This window comes from Pseudomonas sp. NFACC46-3 (assembly GCF_900114515.1).
Lineage (GTDB): Bacteria > Pseudomonadota > Gammaproteobacteria > Pseudomonadales > Pseudomonadaceae > Aquipseudomonas > Aquipseudomonas fluorescens_Q.
Window position 1 is genome coordinate 18,152 of record NZ_FOTH01000032.1, and the last position, 24,863, is coordinate 43,014.

25 protein-coding genes are annotated in these 24,863 nt (G+C 62.0%); 12 read left to right on the plus strand and 13 right to left on the minus strand.

Going from position 1 to position 24,863, the window contains the following annotated elements:
* Positions 1 to 23: 23 nt before the first annotated feature.
* Entirely contained in the window at positions 24 to 479 is a 456-nt protein-coding gene (locus tag BM300_RS24550) for a DUF4879 domain-containing protein (protein ID WP_092464231.1), read from the minus strand.
* 204 nt (positions 480 to 683) lie between these two features.
* Between BM300_RS24550 and BM300_RS24555 the strand changes: the two genes are divergently transcribed.
* The 4 genes from BM300_RS24555 to BM300_RS24570 all read left to right on the plus strand — a co-directional run bounded on the left by BM300_RS24555 (position 684) and on the right by BM300_RS24570 (position 4,640).
* Positions 684 to 1,979 (plus strand): NCS2 family permease, encoded by a 1,296-nt coding sequence (locus tag BM300_RS24555; RefSeq protein WP_092149903.1) that lies wholly within the window; start codon positions 684 to 686, stop codon positions 1,977 to 1,979.
* On the plus strand, positions 1,976 to 3,055 hold the full coding sequence (gene trmA, locus BM300_RS24560; RefSeq protein ID WP_092149906.1) for a tRNA (uridine(54)-C5)-methyltransferase TrmA: 1,080 nt from the start codon (positions 1,976 to 1,978) through the stop codon (positions 3,053 to 3,055). The genes BM300_RS24555 and trmA overlap by 4 nt, the downstream gene beginning before the upstream one ends.
* Before the next feature lie 287 nt (positions 3,056 to 3,342).
* The gene (aroQ, locus tag BM300_RS24565; RefSeq protein ID WP_003205806.1) at positions 3,343 to 3,783 is read left to right on the plus strand and encodes a type II 3-dehydroquinate dehydratase; all 441 of its coding nucleotides are present in this window, start codon (positions 3,343 to 3,345) and stop codon (positions 3,781 to 3,783) included.
* 5 nt (positions 3,784 to 3,788) lie between these two features.
* Complete coding sequence (locus BM300_RS24570; protein WP_371856981.1) at positions 3,789 to 4,640, plus strand: shikimate dehydrogenase; 852 nt, start codon at positions 3,789 to 3,791, stop codon at positions 4,638 to 4,640.
* Between the two features lie 112 nt (positions 4,641 to 4,752).
* Here BM300_RS24570 and BM300_RS24575 read toward each other — a convergent pair whose 3' ends face one another.
* Together BM300_RS24575 and quiC are read right to left on the minus strand one after the other, a co-directional pair.
* Positions 4,753 to 5,430 carry a TetR/AcrR family transcriptional regulator gene (locus BM300_RS24575; RefSeq protein WP_063324270.1) on the minus strand — a complete coding sequence of 226 codons (678 nt, stop codon included), beginning with the start codon at positions 5,428 to 5,430 and terminating at the stop codon, positions 4,753 to 4,755.
* Between the two features lie 103 nt (positions 5,431 to 5,533).
* Positions 5,534 to 7,435: a 3-dehydroshikimate dehydratase QuiC gene (gene quiC, locus BM300_RS24580; RefSeq protein ID WP_063324269.1), complete on the minus strand. Its 1,902-nt coding sequence runs from the start codon at positions 7,433 to 7,435 to the stop codon at positions 5,534 to 5,536.
* 271 nt (positions 7,436 to 7,706) lie between these two features.
* On the opposite strand from quiC, the gene BM300_RS24585 reads away from it, so the two are divergent.
* Entirely contained in the window at positions 7,707 to 9,044 is a 1,338-nt protein-coding gene (locus tag BM300_RS24585; protein WP_092149915.1) for an MFS transporter, read from the plus strand.
* Between the two features lie 168 nt (positions 9,045 to 9,212).
* Here BM300_RS24585 and BM300_RS24590 read toward each other — a convergent pair whose 3' ends face one another.
* Entirely contained in the window at positions 9,213 to 10,091 is an 879-nt protein-coding gene (locus BM300_RS24590) for a DMT family transporter (RefSeq protein WP_092224967.1), read from the minus strand.
* Positions 10,092 to 10,153: 62 nt separating this feature from the next.
* Entirely contained in the window at positions 10,154 to 10,930 is a 777-nt protein-coding gene (locus BM300_RS24595; protein WP_072348468.1) for an IclR family transcriptional regulator, read from the minus strand.
* 211 nt (positions 10,931 to 11,141) lie between these two features.
* Between BM300_RS24595 and BM300_RS24600 the strand changes: the two genes are divergently transcribed.
* Both BM300_RS24600 and BM300_RS24605 read left to right on the plus strand, forming a co-directional pair.
* Positions 11,142 to 12,026 carry a KPN_02809 family neutral zinc metallopeptidase gene (locus BM300_RS24600; protein ID WP_003205817.1) on the plus strand — a complete coding sequence of 295 codons (885 nt, stop codon included), beginning with the start codon at positions 11,142 to 11,144 and terminating at the stop codon, positions 12,024 to 12,026.
* Positions 12,027 to 12,974, plus strand: coding sequence for an alpha/beta hydrolase (locus BM300_RS24605; RefSeq protein ID WP_092464233.1), 948 nt, complete (start codon positions 12,027 to 12,029; stop codon positions 12,972 to 12,974).
* 70 nt (positions 12,975 to 13,044) lie between these two features.
* Here the strand turns inward: BM300_RS24605 and BM300_RS24610 are convergent, their stop codons facing one another.
* From BM300_RS24610 to BM300_RS24620, 3 genes are all read right to left on the minus strand, one after another.
* Positions 13,045 to 13,638 (minus strand): HAD family hydrolase, encoded by a 594-nt coding sequence (locus tag BM300_RS24610; protein ID WP_092149927.1) that lies wholly within the window; start codon positions 13,636 to 13,638, stop codon positions 13,045 to 13,047.
* The gene (gene tesB, locus BM300_RS24615) at positions 13,635 to 14,504 is read right to left on the minus strand and encodes an acyl-CoA thioesterase II (RefSeq protein WP_003205823.1); all 870 of its coding nucleotides are present in this window, start codon (positions 14,502 to 14,504) and stop codon (positions 13,635 to 13,637) included. The genes BM300_RS24610 and tesB overlap by 4 nt, the downstream gene beginning before the upstream one ends.
* A 104-nt stretch (positions 14,505 to 14,608) precedes the next feature.
* Positions 14,609 to 15,178: a GNAT family N-acetyltransferase gene (locus tag BM300_RS24620; RefSeq protein WP_063324264.1), complete on the minus strand. Its 570-nt coding sequence runs from the start codon at positions 15,176 to 15,178 to the stop codon at positions 14,609 to 14,611.
* Positions 15,179 to 15,251: 73 nt separating this feature from the next.
* On the opposite strand from BM300_RS24620, the gene BM300_RS24625 reads away from it, so the two are divergent.
* A complete protein-coding gene (locus tag BM300_RS24625; RefSeq protein WP_092464235.1) occupies positions 15,252 to 16,172 on the plus strand; it encodes a histone deacetylase family protein in 921 nt (306 codons plus the stop codon).
* A gap of 179 nt (positions 16,173 to 16,351) precedes the next feature.
* Positions 16,352 to 17,599, plus strand: coding sequence for a TIGR03862 family flavoprotein (locus BM300_RS24630; protein ID WP_092464237.1), 1,248 nt, complete (start codon positions 16,352 to 16,354; stop codon positions 17,597 to 17,599).
* A 57-nt stretch (positions 17,600 to 17,656) separates the two neighbouring features.
* Here BM300_RS24630 and BM300_RS24635 read toward each other — a convergent pair whose 3' ends face one another.
* Both BM300_RS24635 and yedA read right to left on the minus strand, forming a co-directional pair.
* Positions 17,657 to 18,994 carry an RNA helicase RhlE1 gene (locus BM300_RS24635; protein ID WP_092464239.1) on the minus strand — a complete coding sequence of 446 codons (1,338 nt, stop codon included), beginning with the start codon at positions 18,992 to 18,994 and terminating at the stop codon, positions 17,657 to 17,659.
* Positions 18,995 to 19,052: 58 nt separating this feature from the next.
* Positions 19,053 to 19,955, minus strand: coding sequence for a drug/metabolite exporter YedA (yedA, locus tag BM300_RS24640; protein ID WP_092224979.1), 903 nt, complete (start codon positions 19,953 to 19,955; stop codon positions 19,053 to 19,055).
* 161 nt (positions 19,956 to 20,116) lie between these two features.
* Between yedA and BM300_RS24645 the strand changes: the two genes are divergently transcribed.
* Positions 20,117 to 20,569 (plus strand): Lrp/AsnC family transcriptional regulator, encoded by a 453-nt coding sequence (locus BM300_RS24645; RefSeq protein ID WP_025215612.1) that lies wholly within the window; start codon positions 20,117 to 20,119, stop codon positions 20,567 to 20,569.
* A 170-nt stretch (positions 20,570 to 20,739) separates the two neighbouring features.
* Here the strand turns inward: BM300_RS24645 and BM300_RS24650 are convergent, their stop codons facing one another.
* The 3 genes from BM300_RS24650 to BM300_RS24660 form a co-directional block, all read right to left on the minus strand.
* Entirely contained in the window at positions 20,740 to 21,351 is a 612-nt protein-coding gene (locus BM300_RS24650; RefSeq protein ID WP_053189903.1) for a 3'-5' exonuclease, read from the minus strand.
* 21 nt (positions 21,352 to 21,372) lie between these two features.
* Positions 21,373 to 21,852 carry a LabA-like NYN domain-containing protein gene (locus tag BM300_RS24655; RefSeq protein ID WP_063324258.1) on the minus strand — a complete coding sequence of 160 codons (480 nt, stop codon included), beginning with the start codon at positions 21,850 to 21,852 and terminating at the stop codon, positions 21,373 to 21,375.
* A 128-nt stretch (positions 21,853 to 21,980) separates the two neighbouring features.
* The gene (locus BM300_RS24660; protein ID WP_092224981.1) at positions 21,981 to 22,727 is read right to left on the minus strand and encodes a DUF2076 domain-containing protein; all 747 of its coding nucleotides are present in this window, start codon (positions 22,725 to 22,727) and stop codon (positions 21,981 to 21,983) included.
* 174 nt (positions 22,728 to 22,901) lie between these two features.
* On the opposite strand from BM300_RS24660, the gene BM300_RS24665 reads away from it, so the two are divergent.
* Together BM300_RS24665 and BM300_RS24670 are read left to right on the plus strand one after the other, a co-directional pair.
* Positions 22,902 to 23,564 (plus strand): hypothetical protein, encoded by a 663-nt coding sequence (locus BM300_RS24665; protein WP_092224983.1) that lies wholly within the window; start codon positions 22,902 to 22,904, stop codon positions 23,562 to 23,564.
* A 90-nt stretch (positions 23,565 to 23,654) separates the two neighbouring features.
* Positions 23,655 to 24,734 carry an endonuclease/exonuclease/phosphatase family protein gene (locus BM300_RS24670; protein ID WP_092224985.1) on the plus strand — a complete coding sequence of 360 codons (1,080 nt, stop codon included), beginning with the start codon at positions 23,655 to 23,657 and terminating at the stop codon, positions 24,732 to 24,734.
* Positions 24,735 to 24,863: the final 129 nt, after the last annotated feature.

Here is a 24,863-nt window from a genome sequence, read left to right on the forward strand (position 1 = left end):
GTTCAGCTTGTCATGCCGACAGGTCATTTAATGTACAGCTGGGCCGACATCCGATTGCCCGGTGCATTGATCGAGATGTTGCTGAAGTTGAAGGTGCCTTCCTGCTTGCCCTTCAGATCGAAGATGTACAAATAGCCGACGACTCTGGTCTGGGCCGAACAATCGTTGAGATTACCATTGCTGTACGCACACACCGGCGAGCGGGTGCCATCGACCTCGAAACCGTCCAGCGTGACACTGGGCTGCCGACCGTAGCCGACCTCCAGCACGTAGACCTTGATACCCGGCCCATTGTGATCGCAACGGGTCTGTGCCTGCCCTGGCGCGATATCCTCGAAGCCACAGGCCGGCGACTCGACCTTGAGCACCTTGACCTCGCTCAAGGGCGGCGCCGACGCGGCATTGGCGGCCTGTCCGGACAACCACCCACCCAGCATGCAACCCACCGCCGCCAGCAGCTTTTTATTCATGCAATACATAGAGACCTCCCGGAACCGCGCGCAGTATGGCCCACTTGGCGCGTTGGCAAAACATCGACGACGATCGCAGCCACAACGCTACGCTGCTGGTATGATGCGCGGCTTTTTCCGACCCGCAGAAAATTCCCGGGCGCCCCTGGCGACCTGTGCTTTGCTGTTGAGGTCGATACATTCACGGCGCCGGGCGCGCCACGGGGAGCAGACATGCTGGAAAGGCTGTTTCAACTCAAGGCACATAACACCAACGTGCGGACCGAGATCCTGGCGGGCGTCACGACCTTCCTGGCCATGGCCTACATTCTGTTCGTCAACCCGAGCATCCTCGGTGAAACCGGCATGGACAAAGGCGCGGTGTTCGTCGCCACCTGCCTGGCAGCGGCCATTGGCTCCACGGTCATGGGCCTGATCGCCAACTACCCGATCGCCCTCGCACCGGGCATGGGCCTGAATGCCTTCTTCACCTACACCGTGGTCCTGCACATGGGTCACACCTGGCAAGTGGCGCTGGGCGCAGTGTTCATCTCCGCCGTACTGTTCTTCATATTGTCGATCTTTCGTATCCGCGAATGGATCATCAATAGCATCCCGCTGCCGCTGCGCTCGGCCATTGCCGCTGGCATCGGCCTGTTCCTGGCGCTAATCGCCCTGAACAACGCCGGCATCGTGGTGAAAAACCCGGCGACCATGGTCGGCCTCGGCGACTTGAAGCAACCGGCGCCGATCCTCGCGACCCTCGGCTTCGTCCTGATCGTCGGCCTCGAAGCGCTGAAAGTGCGTGGAGCGGTGCTGATCGGCATCCTGGCGGTCACCATCGTGTCGATCCTGATGGGATTCACGCCGTTCGGCGGCGTGATCTCCATGCCACCGTCCCTGGCCCCGACCTTCCTGCAATTGGACATCAAGGGCGCCCTGGACATCGGCTTGGTGAGCGTGATCTTCGCCTTCCTGTTCGTCGACCTGTTCGACAACTCCGGCACGTTGATCGGCGTCGCCAAGCGCGCCGGGCTGATGGGCAAGGACGGGCACATGCCGAAGATGGGCCGTGCGTTGATCGCCGACAGCACCGCCGCCATGGCCGGTTCGCTGCTGGGCACGTCCACCACCACCAGCTACATCGAATCGGCAGCGGGTGTCAGCGCGGGTGGGCGCACCGGCCTGACCGCCGTCATCGTGGCGATCCTGTTCCTGCTGGCGCTGTTCTTCTCGCCACTGGCCGCCAGCGTCCCGGCCTTCGCCACCGCGCCGGCCTTGCTGTTCGTCGCCGTGCTGATGACTTCGGGCCTGGCGGAAATCGATTGGGACGACATCACCGTGGCCGCCCCCGTGGTGATCACCGCCCTGGCGATGCCGTTCACCTATTCCATCGCCAACGGCATCGCCTTCGGTTTCATCGCTTGGACCGCCATCAAACTGGTGTCCGGCCGTGGCCGTGAGTTGAACCCGGCGCTGGTCATCCTGTCGATCCTGTTCGTGATCAAGTTGGGTTGGTTCAACGCATGACTTTTGATTCCCACGCCTACACCGCTCAGCTCCAGGACAAGGTCACCCGCTTGCGTGACCTGTTGGCGCCGTTCGATGCACCAGAACCTGCGGTGTTCGATTCGCCGCTGGAGCACTTCCGCCTGCGCGCCGAATTCCGCCTGTGGCGCGAGGCCGGCGAACGGCATTACGCAATGTTCTCCCAGGACGACAAGCGCACGCCGATCCTCATCGAGCAATTCCCCATTGCCAGCCTGCGCATCAACCAGTTGATGCCGCAACTCAAGGCCGCCTGGCAAGCCAGCGCGCCCCTGAGCCACAAGCTGTTCCAGGTGGAGTTCCTGACCACCCTGGCCGGCGATGCGATGATCACCCTGTGTTATCACCGCCCGCTGGACGAGCATTGGCACACCGCCGCCTCGAAGCTGGCGAGCGACCTGGGCGTGAGTATCATTGGCCGCTCCAAGGGCAAGCGCGAAGTGATCGGCCATGACTACGTGGTGGAGAAACTCGAAGTGGGCGGTCGTACCTTCAGCTATCGCCAGCCCGAAGGCGCCTTCACCCAGCCCAATGGCACGGTGAACCAGAAGATGCTCAACTGGGCCTACGAGGCGCTGGGCGATCGCAGCGACGATCTGCTGGAGTTGTATTGCGGCAACGGCAACTTCACCCTGCCCTTGGCCACCCGTGTGCGCAAAGTGCTGGCCACCGAGATCAGCAAGACCTCGGTGAACGCCGCGCTGAGCAACCTCAGCGAAAACGCGGTGGATAACGTCACGCTGGTGCGCCTGTCCGCCGAAGAGCTGACCGAAGCCCTGAACGAAGTCCGGCCGTTCCGTCGTTTGCATGGCATCGACCTCAAAAGCTACGAATTCGGCAGCGTCTTCGTCGACCCGCCTCGCGCCGGCATGGACCCGGACACCTGCGAGCTGACCCGCCGTTTTGACAACATCCTGTACATTTCCTGCAATCCCGAAACCCTCGCGGCCAACATCGCGCAACTGCACGACACCCACCGCATTACGCGTTGCGCGTTGTTCGATCAATTTCCCTGGACCCATCATATGGAATCCGGGGTGTTGCTGACTCGGCGGTAAGCCCTCCTTTTGGGGTGAAGGATTACCCTGTGGCGAGGGAGCTTGCTCCCGCTGGGCTGCGCAGCAGCCCCAAGCTTTTTGCGGTTGCTGCGCAACCGAGCGGGAGCAAGCTCCCTCGCCACAGTTTCCGTCTCCAAATTACCGACCTGTGAGGTCCATGTTCGATCATCGAACACTTAATGGCCAATGACGTCGGCTTTATTTGACCAAATTAACCATCTAGTACAATTTATCTCCAACGGCTGAAACCTGGCCGACACCAACAATAAAAATGTGGAGAAATTGCGATGCCTCCGATCGTTCTGGTGCTCAACGGCCCGAACCTGAACCTGCTCGGCACCCGCGAGCCGGCGACTTATGGCCATGAAACCCTGGCTGACATCTCGGCACTGTGCGGCCGCGCCGCTGAAGAGTTCGGCCTGGCGGTGGAATTTCGCCAGACCAACCAGGAAGGCGAGCTGCTGGACTGGATTCACGGCGCCCGTGGCCGGTGTGCCGGTATCGTCATCAACCCGGCGGCCTGGACCCACACCTCCGTGGCGATCCGCGATGCCCTGGTGGCCAGCGAAGTACCGGTCATCGAAGTCCACCTGTCCAACGTCCACGCCCGTGAAACCTTCCGTCATCACTCCTTCGTCTCATCCGTCGCCATTGGCGTGATGTGCGGGTTTGGCAGCCATGGTTATCGCCTGGCCCTTGAACATTTCAGTCAACGGTTGAAGGGTTGATGAGCATGTCGAATATCACTGTGCTGGCCGGCCTGATCGGCGCGGGCATCCAGGCCTCTCGCACGCCGGCACTCCATGAGCATGAGGGTGATGCCCAAGGCATGCGTTACCTCTATCGGCTGATCGACCTCGATGCGCTGAAACTCGACAGCGGCGCCTTGGCCGATTTGCTCAAGGCCGCCGAGCGCATGAGTTTTACCGGCCTGAACATCACCTTTCCCTGCAAGCAGGCGATCATCCCGCTGCTCGATGAGCTGTCGCCCGAGGCCCGGGGCATTGGCGCGGTGAATACCGTGGTGCTCAAGGATGGCAAGCGCATCGGTCACAACACCGACTGCCTGGGGTTCGCCGAGGGTTTTCGCCGCGGCCTGGGTGATGTTGCGCGTCGGCGCGTGGTACAGATGGGCGCCGGAGGCGCTGGCGCGGCGGTTGCCCACGCGCTTTTGGCAGAAGGCGTACAGACGCTGAGCATTTTTGACGTCGAGGTCAGTCGTGCCGAGGCCTTGGCCAACAACCTGAACCAACACTTCGGCGTTGGTCGTGCCCGGGCCGGGCATGACCTGTCCGCCGCCATGGCCGAGGCCGATGGCCTGGTGAACACCACGCCCATGGGCATGGCGAAACTACCGGGCATGCCGGTGCCGGTCGAACTGTTGCACGGCCAATTGTGGGTGGCGGAAATCGTTTACTTTCCCTTGGAAACCGAACTGCTGCGCAACGCCCGCGCCCTTGGCTGCCGCACGCTGGATGGCGGCAACATGGCGGTGTTCCAGGCGGTGAAGGCGTTTGAATTGTTCAGCGGCGTCGCGCCAGATGCACAGCGGATGCTGGAACACTTCCAGAGCATGAATCACTAAAGCCCGGGGATTATCCCTGTGGGAGCGGGCTTGCTCGAGAATGCGGTTTGTCCGTCACACATTTGTCGACTGACACACCGCATTCGCGAGCAAGCCCCACATTCGGTTCGGCTCAGGGCTGTAGGTAGCGCAACACCGACTCACAAACCATCTGCCGATGCCGCTGCTTGATCGCTTCGTCCGACAAATCGATCTGAAAAATCTCACCGAATGTCTGGCGGTTGGACACCCGGTAAAAGCAGAAGGAACTGATCAGCAAGTGCACATCCAGCGGTTGCAGATCGGGACGGAACACACCCTCTTCGGCACCGCGACGCAGGATCACGCCCAGGGAATCGAGGATGGTGTTGGTCATCGCCTTGATCGCGCCGGACTGTTTCACGTACTCGGCGTTGTGGATGTTCTCGATGCAGACGATGCGCACGAAATCCACATTGCGATCGTGGTGGTCGAAGGTGAACTCCACCAGGCGCCGGATCGCATCGACCGGGGCCAGTTCCGCCAGGTGCAGGCGGCTCTCGGTGGTGCGGATATCACCGTAGAGTTTTTCCAGCACCTCGACGTACAACTGCTCCTTGCTGCCGAAGTAGTAGTAGATCATGCGCTTTGAGGTGTGGATGCGCTCGGCGATGGCGTCGACCCGGGCACCGGCCAGGCCTTGCTGGACGAACTCGACGATGGCTTCCTGAAGAATGTTCTCCCGGGTCTTCTCCGGGTTGTTCTTGCGACTCTTGCGCGGCGCGACGACGGGTTCGTCGAGGGCTGCGGAAAGCTCTGGATTCATAGTCATTGCGGGGCTCACGGCCATCACTGCACAGGCTGGCGATTATGGGCCGCACCGTGCACTGAAGGAAGCCACGACACGGCCCATTACCGCCACGTTTACGATTTCCCTACAACTTGGCGTGTCGCAAACCACCGCTGCGAGACTTGGCCATGGCCGCCAGGCGCACCGCGACATTGGCGGCGCCATAACCGACGTAGCCGTTCTTGCGCTGGATGATCTCGAAGAAAAACCGCCCTTCGAACGGCTCGGTGTAAACGTGGAACAGCTCGCCACCCTGGGCGTCACGGTCGTACAACACGTTGAAGTAGGCCAGCTCGCTGAGGAACTCATCGTCGAAATCGAAACGCGCCGCCAGGTCGTCGTAATAATTGAGCGGAATGTCCAGCAACGGTACGCCCGCCTCTTTGGCACGACTGACCTGAGCGAAGATGTCGTCGCAGTCGAAGGCGATGTGATGCACGCCGGAGCCGCGATAACTCGACAGCGCGTGTGAGATCGCGGTGTTGCGGTTCTCGGAAATGTTCAGCGGCAAGCGGATCGTACTGCAGCGGCTGCGCAGCGCACGGCTTTTTACCAAGCCATAAGGGTCGGGCAGGACGACTTCGTCGTCGGCCTCGAAATCCAGCAGGCTCTTGTAGAACAGTACCCAACTGTCGAGGCTGTCGGCCGGCAGCGCCATCGCCATGTGGTCGATGCGCTTGAGCCCGGCCCCAATGACCGCGCCCGGCTGCAGATTGAAATCAGTGCCGTAGACATCCGCCTGCTGGTCCACCAGATAGATCAGGCTGCCATCCGGTGCGCGCACCGCCGCCAGCTCCAGTTCATTGGGGCCTACCAACCCACGATAGGGCTGGCCTTTGTAGGCCACGGCCCGCTCCAGGGCGCTGGCGCTGTCTTTGACCCGCACCGCGGTGGCGCACAACGACGGCCCATGGGCTTCGAAAAAGCTGTGGGCAAAGGAATACGGTTCGCTGTTGAGAATCAGGTTGATATCGCCCTGGCGCAACAGGCTGACATTCTTGGAACGATGCTGACCGGCCTTGACGAACCCTAGCCGCTCCAGCCAATGGGACAGCTTGGCGCCGAGGCTATCGTCCACGGCAAACTCAAGGAATTCGATGCCGTCGTATTCGCTGGCCGGCGGCGTGGCGAACAGGATGTCGGTATTGCGCATGGAGGGCGCTTCTGCAGCCAGGCGCTGGCGGGTCTTCTCCTCCAGGTACAGCAGCGAGCGCAGGCCATCGGCGGCATTGGCCCGTGGCGGCGCGGCGCGGAAACCGTCGTTGAAGATTTCCAGCGACAGCGGTCCGGTGTAGCCACTCTTGATGATCGGCGCCAGGAAACCCGGCAAGTCGAACTCGCCCTGGCCCGGGAAACAACGGAAATGCCGGCTCCACTCCAGGACGTCCATGGCCAGGATCGGCGCGTCGGCCATTTGCACGAAGAAAATCTTGTCGCCGGGAATCTCGGCGATCGCGCTCGGATCGCCCTTGAGGGACAAGGTGTGGAAGCTGTCGAGCAACACCCCGAGGCTTGGGTGATCGGCCTGACGCACGATGTTCCAGACCTGTTGATAAGTATTCACGTGCCGCCCCCAGGCCAGCGCTTCATAACCGATACGCAAGCCGCGTGCGCCAGCGCGTTCGGCCAGCAGGCGCAGGTCATCGATGAGAATCCGTTCATCGCCGACGCTATCGGCCGAGGCATTGCTGCACACCAGCACCAGGTCGGTGCCCAGTTCCTGCATCAGGTCGAACTTGCGCTCGGCCCGCTCCAGGTTGCGCGACAGGCGATCGCGGCGGCAGCCCTCGAAGTCACGAAACGGTTGGAACAAGGTGATGGCGATGCCCAGGTCGGCGCACATCTGCCTGATTTCCCGAGGGCTGCCATCGTAATAGAGAAGGTCGTTCTCGAAGATTTCCACCCCGTCAAAACCGGCGGCGGCAATGGCTTCGAGTTTTTCCGGCAGGGTACCGCTCAACGACACGGTGGCAATGGAACGCTGCATGACTTCGGCTCCCGGGACAGGCATCGGCTACAAAAGGTGCGCCGCTTTTTAAAGAGTCAGCCGATTATTGAGCTGCCGGTTTCTTTCAGCAATTCAATATGTACCATCCGGTTAGTTTTTTGGGCGATTATCGAACAAAATGCCGATCGCCGAATTGACGATTTTTTGCTCACTGCGCACCATCGCTCCCCACATCGACGCAAGCCCTGATCGCCGACGTCGATGGACAGACCCAGACCGACCATAAGAATTTCAAAAACGGGTACCCGCTATGATTCCTTCCCAAAGTTCCCGCCTGGCCACTGGCCTGAGTGCCTCCACCGGCGGCGTCGGAGACAAGATCCGCGGCGCCATGACCGTGGGCAAGACCCGTTGGGGCATGCTCGCCCTGGTGTTTTTCGCCACCACCCTGAACTACATCGACCGCGCCGCCCTGGGCGTCATGCAGCCGATCCTGGCCAAGGAGATGAGCTGGACGGCGATGGATTACGCCAACATCAACTTCTGGTTCCAGGTCGGTTATGCCGTCGGTTTCGTGTTGCAGGGGCGGCTGATCGACCGGATCGGCGTCAAGCGCGTGTTCTTTTGCGCCGTGCTGCTCTGGAGCCTGGCGACCGGCGCCCACGGCCTGGCCACCTCGGCGGTGGGCTTCATGGTCTGCCGCTTCATCCTCGGCCTCACCGAAGCCGCCAACTACCCGGCCTGCGTGAAGACCACACGACTGTGGTTCCCGGCGGGCGAACGGGCCGTAGCCACCGGTATCTTCAACGCCGGGACCAATGTCGGCGCGATGTTCACCCCGATGCTGTTGCCGCTGGTCCTGCACGTGTGGGGCTGGCAGGCCGCGTTCCTGTGCATGGCAGCGCTCGGCGGGATCTGGCTGGTGTTCTGGGGCCTGAAATACTTCAACCCCGAAGACCATCCCACCGTCAAACAATCGGAGCTGGACTACATCCAGGCCCAGGACGAACCGGACCAGGTCCGCGTACCGTTCTCACGCATCCTGCGCATGCGCGGCACCTGGGCGTTCGCCCTGGCCTACTCGATCACCGCGCCGGTGTTCTGGTTCTATCTCTATTGGTTGCCGCCGTTCCTGAACCAGCAGTACAACCTGGGCATCAACGTGACCCAGATGGGCATCCCGTTGATCATCATCTACCTCACCGCCGACTTCGGCAGCGTGGGCGGCGGGATCCTGTCTTCGTTCCTGATCGGTCGCGGCCTCGATCCGATCAAGGCGCGACTGGTGTCCATGCTGCTGTTCGCCTGCTGCATCATCGGCGTGATCATGGCCGCCGGCGCAAGCAACCTGTGGATGGCAGTGTTCGCCATTTCCCTGGCCATCGGCGCGCACCAGGCCTGGACCGCCAACATCTGGAGCCTGGTGATGGACTACACGCCCAAGCACATGATGAGTACGGTGTTCGGCTTCGGCGGCATGTGCGCGGCCATCGGCGGGATGTTCATGACCCAGCTAGTGGGTCACATCCTCACCGTGACCAACAATAACTACACCGTGCTGTTCACCCTGATCCCGGCGATGTACTTCATTGCCCTGACTTGGCTGTACTTCATGGCGCCGCGCAAGGTGCCGACCCTGGAAAACTGATACGGCTGGAGAAGACCTGTGGCGAGGGAGCTTGCTCCCGCTCGATTGCGCAGCAATCGCCTGAAAGCGGGGGCTGCTTCGCAGCCCAGCGGGAGCAAGCTCCCTCGCCACAGTGGACTGTGCTAGCCACAGGGGACTGGGCTGGCCACAAAGGGTTCTGTGGGGCGGTCACTTGCGCCGCTGTTGCCACGCCGCCGCCAACCCACTCAAGCAGATCAGGGCGATGCCCACCACGGTGGTCAGCGTCGGCGTATGGCTGAAAAACAACCAGCCCAGCAGCCCGGCAAACACGATCTGGCAGTACCCGAACGGCGCGAGCAGCGCCGGGGCGGCAAAGCGGAAGGCCTGGGTCAGCATCAGGTGCGCCGTCATCCCGCAGGCGCCCAGCGCCAGCATCATCGCTCCGTGCAACAGGCTCGGCACTTGCCAGAAGAACGGCACCAACGCGCTCATCACCAAGGTGTTGCACAGGCCGGCGAAGAAGTTGCTGGTGGTCGGGCTGTCGATCTCGCTGAGCTTTCGCGTGAGCAGTTGGTAGAAACAGAAGAACAGCGCCGAACAGAACGGCAATATCACCGCCGGGGTGAACAGATCCCCGCCCGGATGGACGATGATCAATACCCCGATAAAGCCGAAGATCACTGCGATCCATTGCCCGCGTGTCACGTGTTCGCCCAGCAATGGCACCGACAACGCGGTGACCAGCACAGGCGCGAGAAAGTTGACCGCCGTCGCCTCGGCCAGCGGGATATACAACAGCGCCGTGGTGAAGAACAGACTGGTGCCCAGCAGGCACAGCGCCCGGCCCAGTTGCCACAAAGGCCGCTTGGTCCGCAGCACCCGCAACCCCGAGCGCGGCAGGAAAATACCCGCCATCAACAATGTGTGCACCACGTAACGTGCCCAGACCACCATGATGATCGGGTAGAAACCCGAGAGATATTTCGACAAGGCGTCATGACTGGAGAACAGAAACGTCGCCACCAGAATAAGCAGGATGCCCTTGAAAGCCTGATTGACACCGGAAAGCGGAGTGCTGACGGTCATGTAGGAATCCTGCGTTGCGTGATGTGGGGTGCAAGGCTTGCCTGTGGCGGACGAGACCGCATTCAGCTGAACAATTCCGAGGCCTGGCTGGCTTGCGATAACTCCTCGGCAAACGCCAGCAAGGTCGGTGCCAGCTCATGCAACCGCGCCCGCGTCATCCGTGCGCTGGGGCCGGCAACACTCAACACGCCGATGACCCGGCCGTCCAATGGATGACGGACCACAGCGGCAATGGCCGACGTGCCGATCGCCGAGCTTTCCTCGACACAGGCATAGCCGTGTTCGCGGGCCTGGTGCAGGTACTGGAGCAGTTCAGCCGGGCTGCGTGGCGCGTTTGGCCCGGCGTCCTCCGGCACTTGCACGGCCTGGCGCGCCACCAGCGCCAACGCCTCGGCGTCACTCATGCAAGCCAGCCAGGCATGGCCCGACGCGGTATAGGACAACGGCGTCTCACGTCCCATGTCCGGGTCGTAGCGCAAGCCGGAACGGGCCCCCTGAGATTTGGCGATCCAGGTCTGGCACTCCCCTTCGATGACACCCAGGCGCACCAGTTCACCCGTTTCCTGTGCCAGGCGATCGAGCACTGGCTGGACGATGTCGGCACCGCTTCGCGACAGATAACGAAAGCCCATGGCGACCAGGCGGGTCGACAAGTGATAACGCAGGTTCTCGGGATTCTGGCGCACATAGCCCAGGCGCATCAGTTCGGCGAGCAAACGGTGGGTGGCACTCTTGGGAATCTGCAACTGTTCGGCCAAGCCTAACAGCGGCCAGCCGCGAGGGTCGCTGGCGAGGCTTTCCAGCACATTGAAAACCCGTTCGATTTGACTGCCGGCCATGGGCGATCCAAAGGTAAGTTCGGCGATTCTAGAATATGCAAAGTGTAATGCAAATTCTGGAACCGGTGCGCCATTCATTCATGCCCTGATGAACCAAACCCCGCGCCGGTTGCCTGAAAGCTCAGGCATCACGCGCATCCTGACGCCTCAAAAGCTAGACTCACCGCAACGGCAGTACAGTGACACCCCGGTCAATCAGAGGAACGCCCACATGTTATGGAAAAAAGGTCGCCGCAGTGACAACGTGGTGGACGCTCGCGGTGACGGTGGGGGCGGTGGCGGGATGCGTTTCGGCGGCGGCAAGGGCTTGAGCCTGACGGCCGTCCTCCTGATCGTCGGCATCGGCTGGATCACCGGCCAGGACCCAATGCAGATTCTCGGGCAACTGGCCGGGCAGATGGATCAATCCGCACCCACCTCTTCACAGACCCGCCAGGCACCGCCGGCCAACGATGAACAGGCCGAGTTCGTGCGCTCGATCCTCGGCGATACCGAAGACACCTGGGGCCAGGTGTTCCAGCAGGCCGGACGCCAGTACCAACAACCGAAACTGGTGTTGTTCAGCGGTCGAGTCAACTCGGCCTGCGGCCTGGCCTCGTCGGCGACCGGTCCGTTCTATTGCCCGGCAGACCGCCAGGTCTACCTGGACATGAGTTTCTTCAAGGAAATGTCCCAACGCTTCGCCGCCGCCGGGGACTTCGCCCAGGCCTACGTCATTGCCCACGAAGTCGGACACCATGTGCAGACGCTGCTCGGCGTGTCGGCGAAAATCCAGGAAGCGCGCCAGCAAGGCCGGCAGATGGAGGGCGATGGTGGCTTGTTGGTACGCCAGGAATTGCAGGCCGATTGCCTGGCTGGTGTATGGGCCAACCATGCGCAAAAACGCCTGAACTGGCTTGAGCCGGGAGACATCGAGGAAGCCTTGAACGCCGCCAATGCCATCGGCGATGACCGCTTGCAGCAACAAGGCCAGGGCCGCGTGGTGCCGGACTCCTTCACCCACGGCACGTCGGCGCAGCGAGTGCGCTGGTTCAAGACCGGGTTCGCCCAGGGCCAGGTCAGCCAGTGCGACACGTTCGCGGCGAAAACCCTGTAGATGAAGTGGGGGACGTTGGTCGGGCTGGTGCTGTGCTGCGCCGTTGCCCAGGCCGAGGAACACGGCGTCAACGTGGTCGCCCAAGGGCGACTGCAGTTCAACGGTGGCGCCATGGCCGTCGGCGTAAGCCCACCGCCAGCGTCCATCCAGCGCGTGTTGATCATCCTCCACGGTCGGCTGCGCAATGCCGACACCTACCTGCACAGCACGGAAAAGGCCGCCGGGCAGGCCGGGCAACTGGGTACCACCCTGATCATCGCCCCGCAGTTTCTCAACGAACAGGACGTGGCGCGCCATCAACTGCCCAATGACCTCCTGCGCTGGCAAGGCAACGACTGGATGGCCGGTGGCTTATCCACAGGGCCCCATCCAATCAGTTCCTTCCAGGTACTCGACGACATCGTTGCGCGAGTCAGTGACCGACAGCAGTTTCCCGAAGTGAAAGAGATCGTCATCGCCGGCCATTCCGGCGGCGCCCAGGTCGTGCAGCGCTATGCCCTGCTCGCCCACGGCCAATACCGGGTCAGCCCACGTTTTGTCATTGCCAACCCGTCGTCCTATGCCTACTTCGATGCGCAACGGCCCATGGCTTTCGACCCTGCCGGTTGCCCTGGCTTCAATCATTGGAAGTACGGCCTGCAGAACTTGCCAGCCTACGCGGCGGGGCAAACACCCGCGCAACTGGAAGACAACTACGTCAAGCGCGACATCGTCTATTTGCTCGGACAACAAGACACCGACCCGGAACATCCGGCGCTGGATAAAGGCTGCGAAGCACAAACCCAGGGGCCGTATCGGTTACTGCGCGGGCATTTCTTTTTTGACTACCTGACCCGGCGTCATCCCGAGGGGTTGAACCAGCGGCTGATCGAAGTGCCGGGGGTTGGGCATAACGGGGATGGGATGTTGACTTCGCCTGAGGGGCTGAAGGTGTTGTTTGGGCAGTAAGTTTTGTCGCGAATGACTGGGACTTATCACGAGCAAGCTCGCGATAGCGATCGTTCAGTCAACCCAGCGCTCAAGCCAACAGCATCCGCCGCAACTCCCCACAATCGCGCGCATGCCAATCCGTCAGCTCCGGCCACGGGTTATCCGGCAAGTTCACCAACACCGTCCGCGCCCCCGCCGCACGCCCGCAGTCCAGGTCAAAGCGGTAATCGCCCACCATCACCATCGCCTCGGGCGCCACGCTCCAGGCCTCGGCCAACTTCAACAGGCCACCGGGGTGGGGCTTGGGCGGTGCTTCGTCGCGGCCCAGCACATCCTCCACGGCGAAACAGTCCGCCAGGCCGATGGCTTCGAGGGTGACGTGGGCCAGCTCGCGGGCGTTACGGGTGAGGATGCCCAGGCGATAACCGCGCCCAGCCAGCTCCCGCACCAGCTCAACCGCCCCCGGCGCTGGCCTGGAGCCCAGCGCCAGGTCCCGTTCATGCTCCAGCAGCCAAGCATGCTTGGCTGCTGCCTCATCCGCCGGTAACGCGGCCAGGTGGGTCAGGATGTCATCTTCGGCCGGAATCGCCAGGGCCACGCGAATCGCCGCGAAGTCATGCACGGCGATCGTCAGCGTGCCATCCATGTCGAACACCCAGTGACGAATCTCGGCCAGGCTCATGCCCAGTCCTTGCGATGGCGAATCAGGCCTTCCTGGGTGACCGAGGCCACCAGTTGTCCGGCGCGGTTGAACACGCTGCCACGGGAGAACCCGCGGGAGTTGCCGGCCCACGGGCTGTCCATGGCGTAGAGCAACCAGTCATCGGCGCGCAGGTCGGCATGGAACCACAAGGCGTGATCGAGGCTGGCGACCTGCATATCTTTGTGCCACACCGATTTGCCGTGGGGCAGCAGCGAAGTGGTCAACAGGCCGAAGTCCGACGCGTAGGCCAGCAGGTATTTGTGCAAGGCCGGCGAATCCGCCAGGGCGCCATCGGCACGGAACCACACGTACTTCACCGGGTCGGCCGGTTGCGGGTTGTAAGGGTCCTTTTCGGTGACAGGGCGAACCTCGATCGGCTTGGGGCACAGCAGTTTTTCGCGCATGTGCTCAGGCAGCAAGTGCGCACGTTGCTGGGTCAGTTCCAGCTCGGACGGCAGGTTCTCCGGCCCGACGACTTGCGGCATGCTGCTCTGGTGCTCGAAGCCCTCTTCGTCGTACTGGAACGAGGCACTGCAAGTGAAAATCGGGTTGCCCTTCTGGATCGCCGTCACCCGGCGCGTGCTGAAACTGCCACCGTCACGCACCCGGTCCACCTGGTAGACCACCGGCAACGCCGCGTCGCCCGGACGCAGGAAATAACCGTGCATCGAATGCACATGGCGCGCCTCTTCCACGGTCTGGCTGGCCGCCGACAACGACTGGCCCAGGACCTGGCCGCCGAACAACTGGCGAAACCCCAGGTCCTGGCTACGCCCGCGAAACAGGTTCTCTTCGATCGGTTCCAGGGTCAGCAGGTCGACCAGATCTTCCAACACGTGGCTCATTCAGACTTTCCTCACACAGCGCAAAAACCGCGCAGTCTATGCTGCGGCGGCGGATCGATAGTGGCCCGGGCCATTTTGGCGGGCATTGTAAACGTCCGTGTCGGCTAACCGTGCAGGGTCTGTAGCCACTGCTCACGATTGATGCGATAGAGCACATGGTGACGCAATGGATGACCAACCGCGAGTGTCGGGTGTTCGAAATCGTCAGCCGGATCATGCTGCATGCCGATGGCCTGCATGACCTTTTGCGACGGCAAGTTATCCACGGCGGTGAACGCCACCACTTCGTCCAGCTTCAACTGGTCGAAGGCACAACGCAGGGCGGTCCACGCCGCCTCGCTGGCATACCCCAGGCCCCAGTGCTCCCGGGCCAGGCGCCAGCCAATTTCGATGGCCGGTGTGAAAGGCGCATCGAACCCGACCACACCCAGCCCGGTGAAGCCAATGAAAGCGCCAGTGTCCTTGCGCTCCAGGGCCCACAAACCAAAACCATGCTCGGCGAAATGCCCTCGCACGCGGCCAATCAGGGCGGCGCTTTCCAGGCGGCTCAGGCGCGCCGGGAAATACCGCATCACCTGCGGGTCGGCGCACATGGCGGCAAATTCCGGCAAATCATCATCGCGCCACTGCCGCAACAGCAGCCGTGCGCTTTCCAGTTCCAGTATCGGCTCCATTTTCACTCCCCTTCCATGCCCCAGAGTCTACATCGCTGGTAGGATCCGTCACTCAATCACCGCTGAAAACACCATGCCACTGCCGCTGATCTATCACGAAGACTACAGCCCCGAGTTCCCGCCGGACCATCGCTTCCCCATGGACAAGTTTCGCCTGTTGCGCGATCACCTGGTGGACAGCGGCCTGACCCGCGATGCGGATCTGCTGCGCCCGTCGCTATGTCCCCCGGACATCCTCGCCCTGGCCCACGACCGCGCTTATATCGAACGCTACATGGGCGGCGAGTTGTCTCGTGAAGACCAACGGCGACTCGGCCTGCCCTGGAGCGAAGCCCTGGCCCGCCGAACGGTTCGCGCCGTGGGCGGCTCACTCCTGGCGGCCGAGCAGGCCCTTGAGCACGGGCTGGCCTGTCATTTGGCCGGCGGCACCCATCACGCCCATTACGACCACCCGGCCGGGTTCTGCATCTTCAACGACCTGGCGGTGATCAGCCGGTATTTGCTGGCCAGCGGCCGAGTTTCGCGGGTGCTTATTTTCGACTGCGATGTGCATCAGGGCGACGGTACTGCCCGAATACTCCATGACACCCCGGACGCCGTGACAGTATCCCTGCACTGCGAAAAGAATTTTCCTGCACGCAAGGCCCAAAGCGATTGGGACATTCCCCTGCCGATGGGCATGGGAGATGGCGCTTATCTGAAGGTGGTGGACGATGCGCTCAACTACCTGCTGCCGCTCTACCAGCCCGACCTGGTGCTGTACGACGCCGGTGTCGATGTGCACAAGGACGACGCCCTCGGTTATCTGAAGCTGACCGATGCAGGCCTCGCCGCCCGGGACGAAAGCGTCATGCGCCATTGCCTGGGGCGCGACATCCCGGTGGTCGGCGTGATCGGCGGCGGCTACAGCAAGGACCGCCAGGCCCTGGCCCGCCGCCACGGGATCCTGCACCACAGCGCACAAAAGGTCTGGGCGTCATCAGGTTGTCATTGAAGTCTGGGCGCGTTACCCACAATGCCTGTGGAGCGGCCTGTGGATAACCTGAGTGAAATGGCCTACAGGCTATGTCGCTTATAGCGTGCGAACGCTTGGCTATTTTTTGATCACCACCGCTCCCGCAGGAGTTTGTGCTGATAGAATGCGCCGCTTATTCCACAGCCCCACAATTTGCCATGACCCAAGCCGCCAAGCCCTCCACCCCAAACGTCACCATCATCGGCGGCGGCCCCGCCGGCCTGATGGCGGCCGAGGTGTTGAGCCAGGCCGGGATCCAGGTCGACCTGTACGACGGGATGCCATCTGTAGGCAGGAAGTTTCTGCTGGCCGGTGTCGGCGGTATGAACATCACCCACTCGGAAGCTTTTCCGGCCTTTCTGTCCCGTTACGCCGAACGCGCGCCGAACCTCGCCCCCTTGCTGCGGGCCTTCGGCGCGGATGAGTTGTGCACATGGATTCACGGGCTGGGCATCGACACCTTCGTCGGCAGCTCCGGACGGGTATTTCCTACCGACATGAAAGCAGCCCCGCTGCTGCGCGCCTGGCTCAAGCGCCTGCGCGATGCCGGCGTGACGATTCACACCCGCCATCGCTGGCTTGGCTGGCACCCCGACGGCAGCCTGAGGATCGCAGCGCCAGAGGGCGAAAAAAACCTGCAACCTGATGCGACGTTGCTGGCGCTGGGCGGCGGCAGTTGGTCACGGCTGGGCTCCGATGGCGCCTGGATGTTGCCATTGGAACAGCGCGGTGTAGTCCTTGCGCCTTTGCAACCGAGCAATTGCGGATTCGAAGTGCAGGCCTGGAGCGATCTGATGGTCAGCAAATTCGCAGGCGCCCCGCTGAAAAACATCGCCATCGGCCTGAACGACGATATACCGCGCCTCGGCGAATGCGTGATCACCGCCACCGGCATCGAAGGCAGCCTGATCTACGCCCTGTCGGCAGCGATTCGCGAAGCCATCAACCAACACGGCAGCGCGACCATTCATCTGGATCTACTGCCAGGCCGACCTGTGGATAAAATCCAGCAAGCCCTGAGCAAGCCTCGCGGCTCGCGCTCGATGGCCAAGCACTTGCACAGCCAGTTGGGGATCGACGGGGTCAAGGCTGCGCTGTTGCGTGAACTCACGCCAGCTGATTGCTTTGCTGAGCCGGCGCGGCTGGCCCAGGCGATCAAGGCCTTGCCATTGTCCCTGGTGAAAACCCGCCCGTTGGATGAAGCCATCAGCAGCGCCGGTGGCGTGACCTTCGAAGCCCTGGACGAACGCCTGATGCTCAAGCAGATACCCGGCGTTTTCTGCGCCGGGGAAATGCTCGACTGGGAAGCGCCCACCGGCGGCTACCTGCTCACGGCCTGTTTTGCCAGTGGCCGGGCGGCGGGGTTGGGGATGAAGGAGTTTCTGCGAAACAGCTGCAAGCTATAAGCTGCAAGCTGCAAGCAAACCGCTTCTAACTTGCAACTTAAGACTGGCAGCTGCCCCCTAAGGCTTGCGCTTACGCGGCCCGGTATTGAACACCGGTACTTTGCGCACCGGCTTGACCGAAGGCTCCACAGGCGAGGAGTCGCCGCTGTCCACCCACTTGCCCAGGTTGCGCTTGCCGCCGCCACCGGAGGTTTTCGGTTTCTTCGGCTTTTTCGGTTTCTTGATCACCTGGCCGCTGGCATCGGTGTCGGGCACACGGTGCTCAGGCTCGAAGTCTTGTTCCATCTGGCGAGGCAACGTCTGACGGGTCAACATCTCGATGGCTGACAGCAAATTCACTTCATCGGCGCAGACCAGGGAGATTGCCTGCCCTGTAGCGCCCGCCCGGCCGGTACGGCCGATACGGTGGATGTAGTCCTCGGCCACGATCGGCAGGTCGAAGTTCACCACCAACGGCAAATCTTCGATATCCAAGCCACGGGCAGCGACGTCGGTCGCCACCAGGATCTGCACTTCGCTGGCCTTGAAGCGGTCCAGTGCGCGCTGGCGGGTGGCCTGGGGTTTGTCACCGTGGATGCCGTCGGCGTTGACGCCCAGGCCCTGGAGTTTTTCCACCAGCGCATCGACGCCGTTGCGGGTCTTGGCAAAAACCAGCACCTGCTTCCACTTGTTCTTGCGCATCAAGTGCACGAACAATTCCGGCTTGCGCTTCTTGTCCACCGTCACCACCCATTGCTTGACGGTGTTGGCGGCGACGTTGCGCGGGCTCACTTCAATGCTCAGCGGATCGTTGAGCATCTGCCCGGCCAGCAGGCGGATCGCGTCGGAGAAGGTCGCCGAGAACAGTAGGGTCTGGCGCTTCTTCGGCAGGGCCTTGTAGATATTCGCCAGTTCTTCGGAGAAGCCCAGATCGAGCATGCGGTCGGCTTCGTCCAGCACCAGGGTCTGCAACTGGTTGAACTTCAGCGCATTCTGGCGGAACAGGTCGAGCAGGCGCCCTGGCGTGGCGACCAGCAGGTCGACGCCTTTGCGCAACTTCATCATCTGCGGGTTGATGCTGACACCGCCGTACACGGCGTAGGTGCTCAGCGGCAGGTTTTGCGCGTACTGACGCACGCTTTCATGGACCTGCTCGGCCAGCTCACGGGTCGGCACCAGGATCAGCGCTCGCACCGAGTTGGCCGCGACCTTCGGTCCTTCGGTGGTCAGCAACTGCAGCAGCGGCACGGCGAAACCGGCGGTCTTGCCGGTGCCTGTCTGGGCCGCGGCCATCAAGTCGCGACCGGCCAGCACCGCCGGCATGGCTTGGGCCTGCACTGGGGTCGGGGTCTGGTAACCGAGCGTCTCGAGGGCGCGCAGCAAGGGTTCGATCAGGCCAAGAGTGGCGAAAGTCATGGAAGTACCGTAGGAAAAATCAGCGCATGGTGTGCAATGCGCGGCAGTTTACCCTAAATCAGGAGGCGGCCGGCGCAGGCTTGGGTTTGCGCCACTGCGGCAAACCGATCAACACCACGGCGCTGATGATCACCAACATTGCCACACTTTCTTCAGCGCCAATGGTTTCACCCGCGAACACGATCCCCAGCAACACCGCCACGGCTGGGTTGACGTAGGCATAACTGGTGGCCGCCGCCGGGCGCACATGCTTGAGCAGGTACATGTAGGCATTGAAGGCAACGATCGAGCCGAAGCAGGTCAGGTAAGCCAAGGCAAACCAACCTTCCAGCGGCGGCATACTGTCCAGGTGCTCGCCGCTGGCCACACTGCCGATCAACAGCACCACACCGCCTACCAGCATTTCCACGGCACTGGCCATCGCCCCTGCCGGCAACGGCAAGTGTTTGCTCAGCACCGAACCGAAGGCCCAGGAGGCCGCCGCGAATACCAGCAAGGTCGCACCCAACGGGCTGGACTGCAGATTGGAGCCCAGGTTGAGCATCGCGATGCCAATCAACCCCAGTACAATGCCCGCCCATTCCAGACGCGTGTTACGCGCGCCCCAGAAATATCCGCAGAGCAAGGTAAACAAAGGCACCGTCGCCACGGCCAACGCCGCCACCCCGGACGCCACGCCCGTGTGCTCGGCCACACTGACCGCGCCGTTACCGAAACTGAGCAACAGCACGCCGATGATAGCCCCGGCCTTCCATTGCGCCCAGGTCGGCGCCGGTGCCCCGCGCCAGCGCAGGAAGCCGTACATCAGCGAACCGGCCAGCACAAAACGAATCCCGGCCAGCAACAGCGGCGGCCAATGCTCCACACCGATGCGAATCACCAGGTAGGTCGAACCCCAGATGACGTACAAGGCAAAAAAGGCAGCAATCAATGGCAAGGGAAAACGGCGTGGGCCAGGCATGTTCAGCTCGAAGTCAGGACAATGAGAGTCGCTATTCTAGAAAGGCGACAGTCGGAAAATAAGTTACAAAACCTATTTATCCCACCCATACACTTTTCAAAACATGGAGATTGGCGCTATAAACCGCGCTTTCGAAAGTCACGTCACTTGGAAGCCAATACATGGATAAATACGACCGCATGCTGCTCGCCGCCCTGCTGGAAAACGGTCGTGCGTCCTACGCCGAACTGGCCCGTAAAGTGAACCTGTCAGCCCCGGCCGTGGCCGAGCGGGTCAGCAAACTGGAAGCCAGCGGCGTCATCACCGGTTATCAAGCCAAAGTCGACATGGCGAAGATCGGCCTGCCGGTGCAGTGCGTGATCGAATTGCGGATGAACCAGCACGGCAACCAGAAGACCTACGACGAACTGTGCAAGATCCCGCAACTGACCGAGTGCCATCGGGTGACAGGCGACCCGTGCGTGATCATGCAAGCGGCGGTGGGCTCGATGCCGGAACTGGAAGAACTGATCAACCGCATCGCCAAGTTCGGCTTCAGCAAGACTTCGATCGTGCTGTCCAGCGCCATTGAAAAGCGTGTGCCGTTGGGGCAGTTGGAAGGCAATGGGAAATAACCGTCAACCTTGACCAGATCATTCCCACGCTCTGCGCGGGAATGCAGCCCAGGACGCTCCGCGTCCCATCAAGAGCCGAACGCAGAGCGTCCGTTGAGGCATTCCCACGCGGAGCATGGGGATGATCAAACTGTGGAGCAAGCCCGCTCCCACAGTTGGTTGTGGTGTGTTTAGAACCCGCGATGGCGCTTGAGGTGCTCATTGATTTTCGCCGCCGGCACTTTCTGCAGACTGCACAGCAGATCATGGGACAACTCCCGCAGCCCATGCTTTTGCCGCAATTCCGAAGCCAGGTGCGCGGTGAGGTTGGCGGCCATTTCGGCATCGGCCATGGCGCGGTGAGCCTGGCCGGTATGGGGCAGGCCGGCGAACGCGTTGAGCGTGCCGAGCTTGTGGTTCGGCGCCGCCGGCATCAGGCGCCGGGCCAGCAACAGCGAGCAGGCAAAATTCTGCAGGCGGGTGCGCTTGATCCGTCCCAGTTCAAAGTCCCAGAATTTCTGATCGAACGCGGCGTTGTGGGCCAGCAGCGGCGTGATGCCAACGAATTCGTTGACCTCGTTCATCACTTTTTCCGCCGACGGGGCGCTGCGCAGCATGGCGTTGCTGATGCCGGTCAGTTGCTCGATAAACGCTGGGACGCGCACACCGGCATTCATCAGGCTCTGGTAGCGGTCGACGATCCGGCCTTGCTCGAGCATCACCACCGCGATTTCAGTGGCCCGGCAACTGCTGCTCGGGGTGATGCCGGTGGTTTCAAAGTCGATGACTGCGATGCGTTCCAAACCTTTTGAACTCCGTGAAAATCAATTCTTGAGCAGCAACGCGCCTTCGATCGGCACGTAGCGGCTGGCGGCGCGGATCAGCGAGTTGGCGGTCAGACCCGGCACGCCATAGGCCACGGCCTGCACGCCGTGCTTGGTGATGATGCGTTCGAGCAACATGTCGAAATCGCCGTCGCCGGAGGCCAGCACCACTTCGTCGACGTGGTCGGCGGCGTCCATGATGTCCAGCGTGATGCCCACGTCCCAGTCCCCCTTGGCCGAGCCGTCGCTGCGCTGGATATAGGGCTTGAGCTTCACGACAAAGCCCAGGTTGCGCAGGATCTGCTGGAATTGCTGCTGCTTGCTGTCACCGCGATCGATCGCGTAGGCATAGGCCTCGACGATCTGCCCCTGCTTGCTGACATCAGCCCACAGCGCGGCGTAGTTGAAATGGCAACCGTAGGCTTGGCGCACGGTGTAGTAGAGGTTCTGGACATCGGCGAACACTGCAATTTTTTTCACCGCGTTTCCTCTTGGATGCACACGCACACAGGCCACCAGGGCCGAAAAGTCGCCCAGTATGCCAGCCCGAAGGATTGTTCCGCGAATAATCGGCCCGAGGCGCCTGTGCGCCCCGGACGAATGGCAGGTCAGACGAAGGAGTCGTCGTCGCCGAAGGAAGATGAATCGTCACTGTAGTCCGCGTCACTGAACCCGCCCTGGTCGTTGCCGTAGGTGTCGTTGTCAGCCACGCGCGGGTCATCGCCCCAACCGTTGCCTGCGGTATCGTTGACCGGTTGCGCCGGTTCTTCCTTGATGACCTCGACGATTTCCTGCGGTTGCTGGTTACTGTGAAACAGGCTGCTGATGCCTTGGGCCAGCATCACGCCGCCGGCCACGCCCGCCGCGGTTTTCAGGGCGCCGCCCAGGAAGCTGCCCGCGGCCGGGGCCTGCTGCGGTGCGCCATAATTGCCGGGCGGCGCGCCGAAGCCCGGTTGGGGCTGGGCATTGAAGGACGGCTGCGCCGGTTCGCGCCAGCCTCCGCCACTGGATGTCGGTGCGCTTGCCGGGCGTGAGTCCCGGGCACTGCCACCAAAAATGCTCGACAGAAAGCCTCCGCCACCGCTGGGCGCCGATGGCTGGGAACGGGCCCGTTGCAGCTCGGCCTGCAATTGCTCGGTTTGCTGGGTGAGTTGCTTGTTCTGTTCATCAAGGCGCTTGATCGCGGCCTCCTGCACCAGAATCGCCTGGGCCATGAAATAGCCCGCCGCTGGCTGGCTGGCCAGGTGTTCCTTGATCCGCGCCTCGGCCTGGGCGTCGCGCGGGGCTGAATCCTTTTCGGCCTGTTGCAGCCGTGAAAACAGTCCATCGATCAGGGTTTGTTCTTCGCTGTTCATGGCGACCTCATTAGATTGCCGGGTAGAAACCATTCCGATCCCGAAGACCGGTGCCCATCAGTAATGGGGCTCGCCGCAAAGCTTTCAATGGTCTTTACCTGATGTTTACGTTTGCTTGTGCGGGCGCCTGATCGGTTAAAGTGTCGGACCGCTTTTGAACTGCGATACCGACTCATGAATCCGTTTGACGTGCTGCGCGACTCTTTGTATTTCTTCAAGCGCCATCTGGGCCGAATCGCCCAACTGTGCCTGCCGCTGGTCATACTCGAGGCGTTGCTGCAGCAAGGCGTGGACAGCGCCCTCGGCCCCGACGGCTTTCCCGGCTACAGCGTGATCGTCGGGCTGCTGGTGTACCCCTTGTACACCGCCGCGTTGATCCTGTTCCTCGACGCCCGCAGCCGCGGTGAAGCACCACGCCCCCGTGACCTGCTCGCAACGGCCCTCACCCTGTGGCCACGCTTTGCCTTGCTGACGGCGCTCAACACGCTGTTGATCCTGGTGGGGCTGTCGCTGTATTTCCTGCCGGGCTTATGGCTAATGGTGACCCTGGCCTTCAGTGAATACCTGTTGGTCCTCAGGGGACTGCCTCCCCTGGCGGCGATGAAGGAAAGCCTGAACATGTCCCGCGGCAACTTCTGGCGGATCCTGTTGTGCATCCTCTGTGTGATGGGCCCGCTGTGGTTGCTCAAGGGGGTCAGCGTCTCGGTGTACCCGCCGCCCCAGAATCCTTTGCTCAGTTTGCTGATCGAAAGCGTTCACAGCTTCTTGCAACTGTTCACCAGCGTGGTGCTGTTCCGCATGTTCATGTTGATCGAAGCCAAGCCTGACAACCGCTGATCGCACACTGCGAAGGCCCTGGGCTTGGGCTTAAGAACCGCTCTCGGTTATGCTCGGGAGCACTTTCGCGTTTCGCCCATAAGCCGAGCCATGACCCGTCTACTGCGCTACACCTTGCTGGGCCTGCTGTTGATCCTCAGCCTGGCCGCCCTGTCGATCTACGGCCTGACCTGGCGGCCACAGCCTCGGGAAACCTTGCCGGTCAGTTGCACCGCCAACGCAGCACCGCTGGTGCCCGGCCAGGTTTTGAAGGTGATGACCTGGAACGTGCAGTTCCTCGCCGGCAAACGCTACGTGTTCTGGCACGACCTGGCCCAGGGCAACGATGAAAGCCCGACCCTGGAAGACATGGCCTTCAGCCTCGACGAAGTGGCACGGGTCATCCGCGATGAGCAACCGGACGTCGTGCTGCTCCAGGAACTGGACAAGGGCGCCAAGGCCAGCGATTACCAGGACCAGCTCAAGCTGTTGCAGGAGCGGCTGGCCGACCTCTATCCGTGCGGCACCAGCACTTTCGACTGGAAGGCCGACTTCACCCCCGATCCACACATCTTCGGCAGCGTCGGCCGGCAACTGGCGACCCTGAGTCGCTACCGCATCGACCATGCCGAACGGGTACAACTGCCAGTGGCAGACGCCAACATCATCAGCCGTCAGTTCCAGCCCAAAAATGCCTTGTTGGTGAGCTATCTGTCGCTGAGCGGCGGCGGCCAACTGGCGGTGCTCAACACCCATCTGGAACGGGCCACCGAGCCGGACGAAACCCTGCCCAGACAAATCACCGCCGTGGCCAAGGCCTTGGATAAATTCGAATCCGCTGGCACACCCTGGCTGATCGGCGGCGACTTCAACCTGCTGCCCCTGGGCCAGTACCGGCGACTGCCGTCCGAGCAACGCACGCCCTACTCCGCCGACAGCCCCTTGCACCTGTTGTGGGACAAATACCCGATGATCCCCACCAACAACGAGGCCAGCGGCATCGACCGCGCACACTGGCTGACCCACTACCCGAACGACCCCGGCCTCAACGGCCCCGACCGTACTGTCGACTACCTCTTCTACAGCCCGCGCATCAAGCGGGTCGAAGCCCAGGTGCGACAGGACGATACCTTGCGAATCTCCGATCACTTGCCGGTGATTGCACGGTTCCTATTGCCGGCTGCACCTTAGCAGGATTCACCTAAGCCCCCTGTGGTAGCCGAGCTTGCTCGCGATGGCGGCGGATCAGCAGCATTGCTATTGATTGACACACCGCTATCGCGAGCAAGCTCGGCTCCCACAGAATTTGTATTGCATACC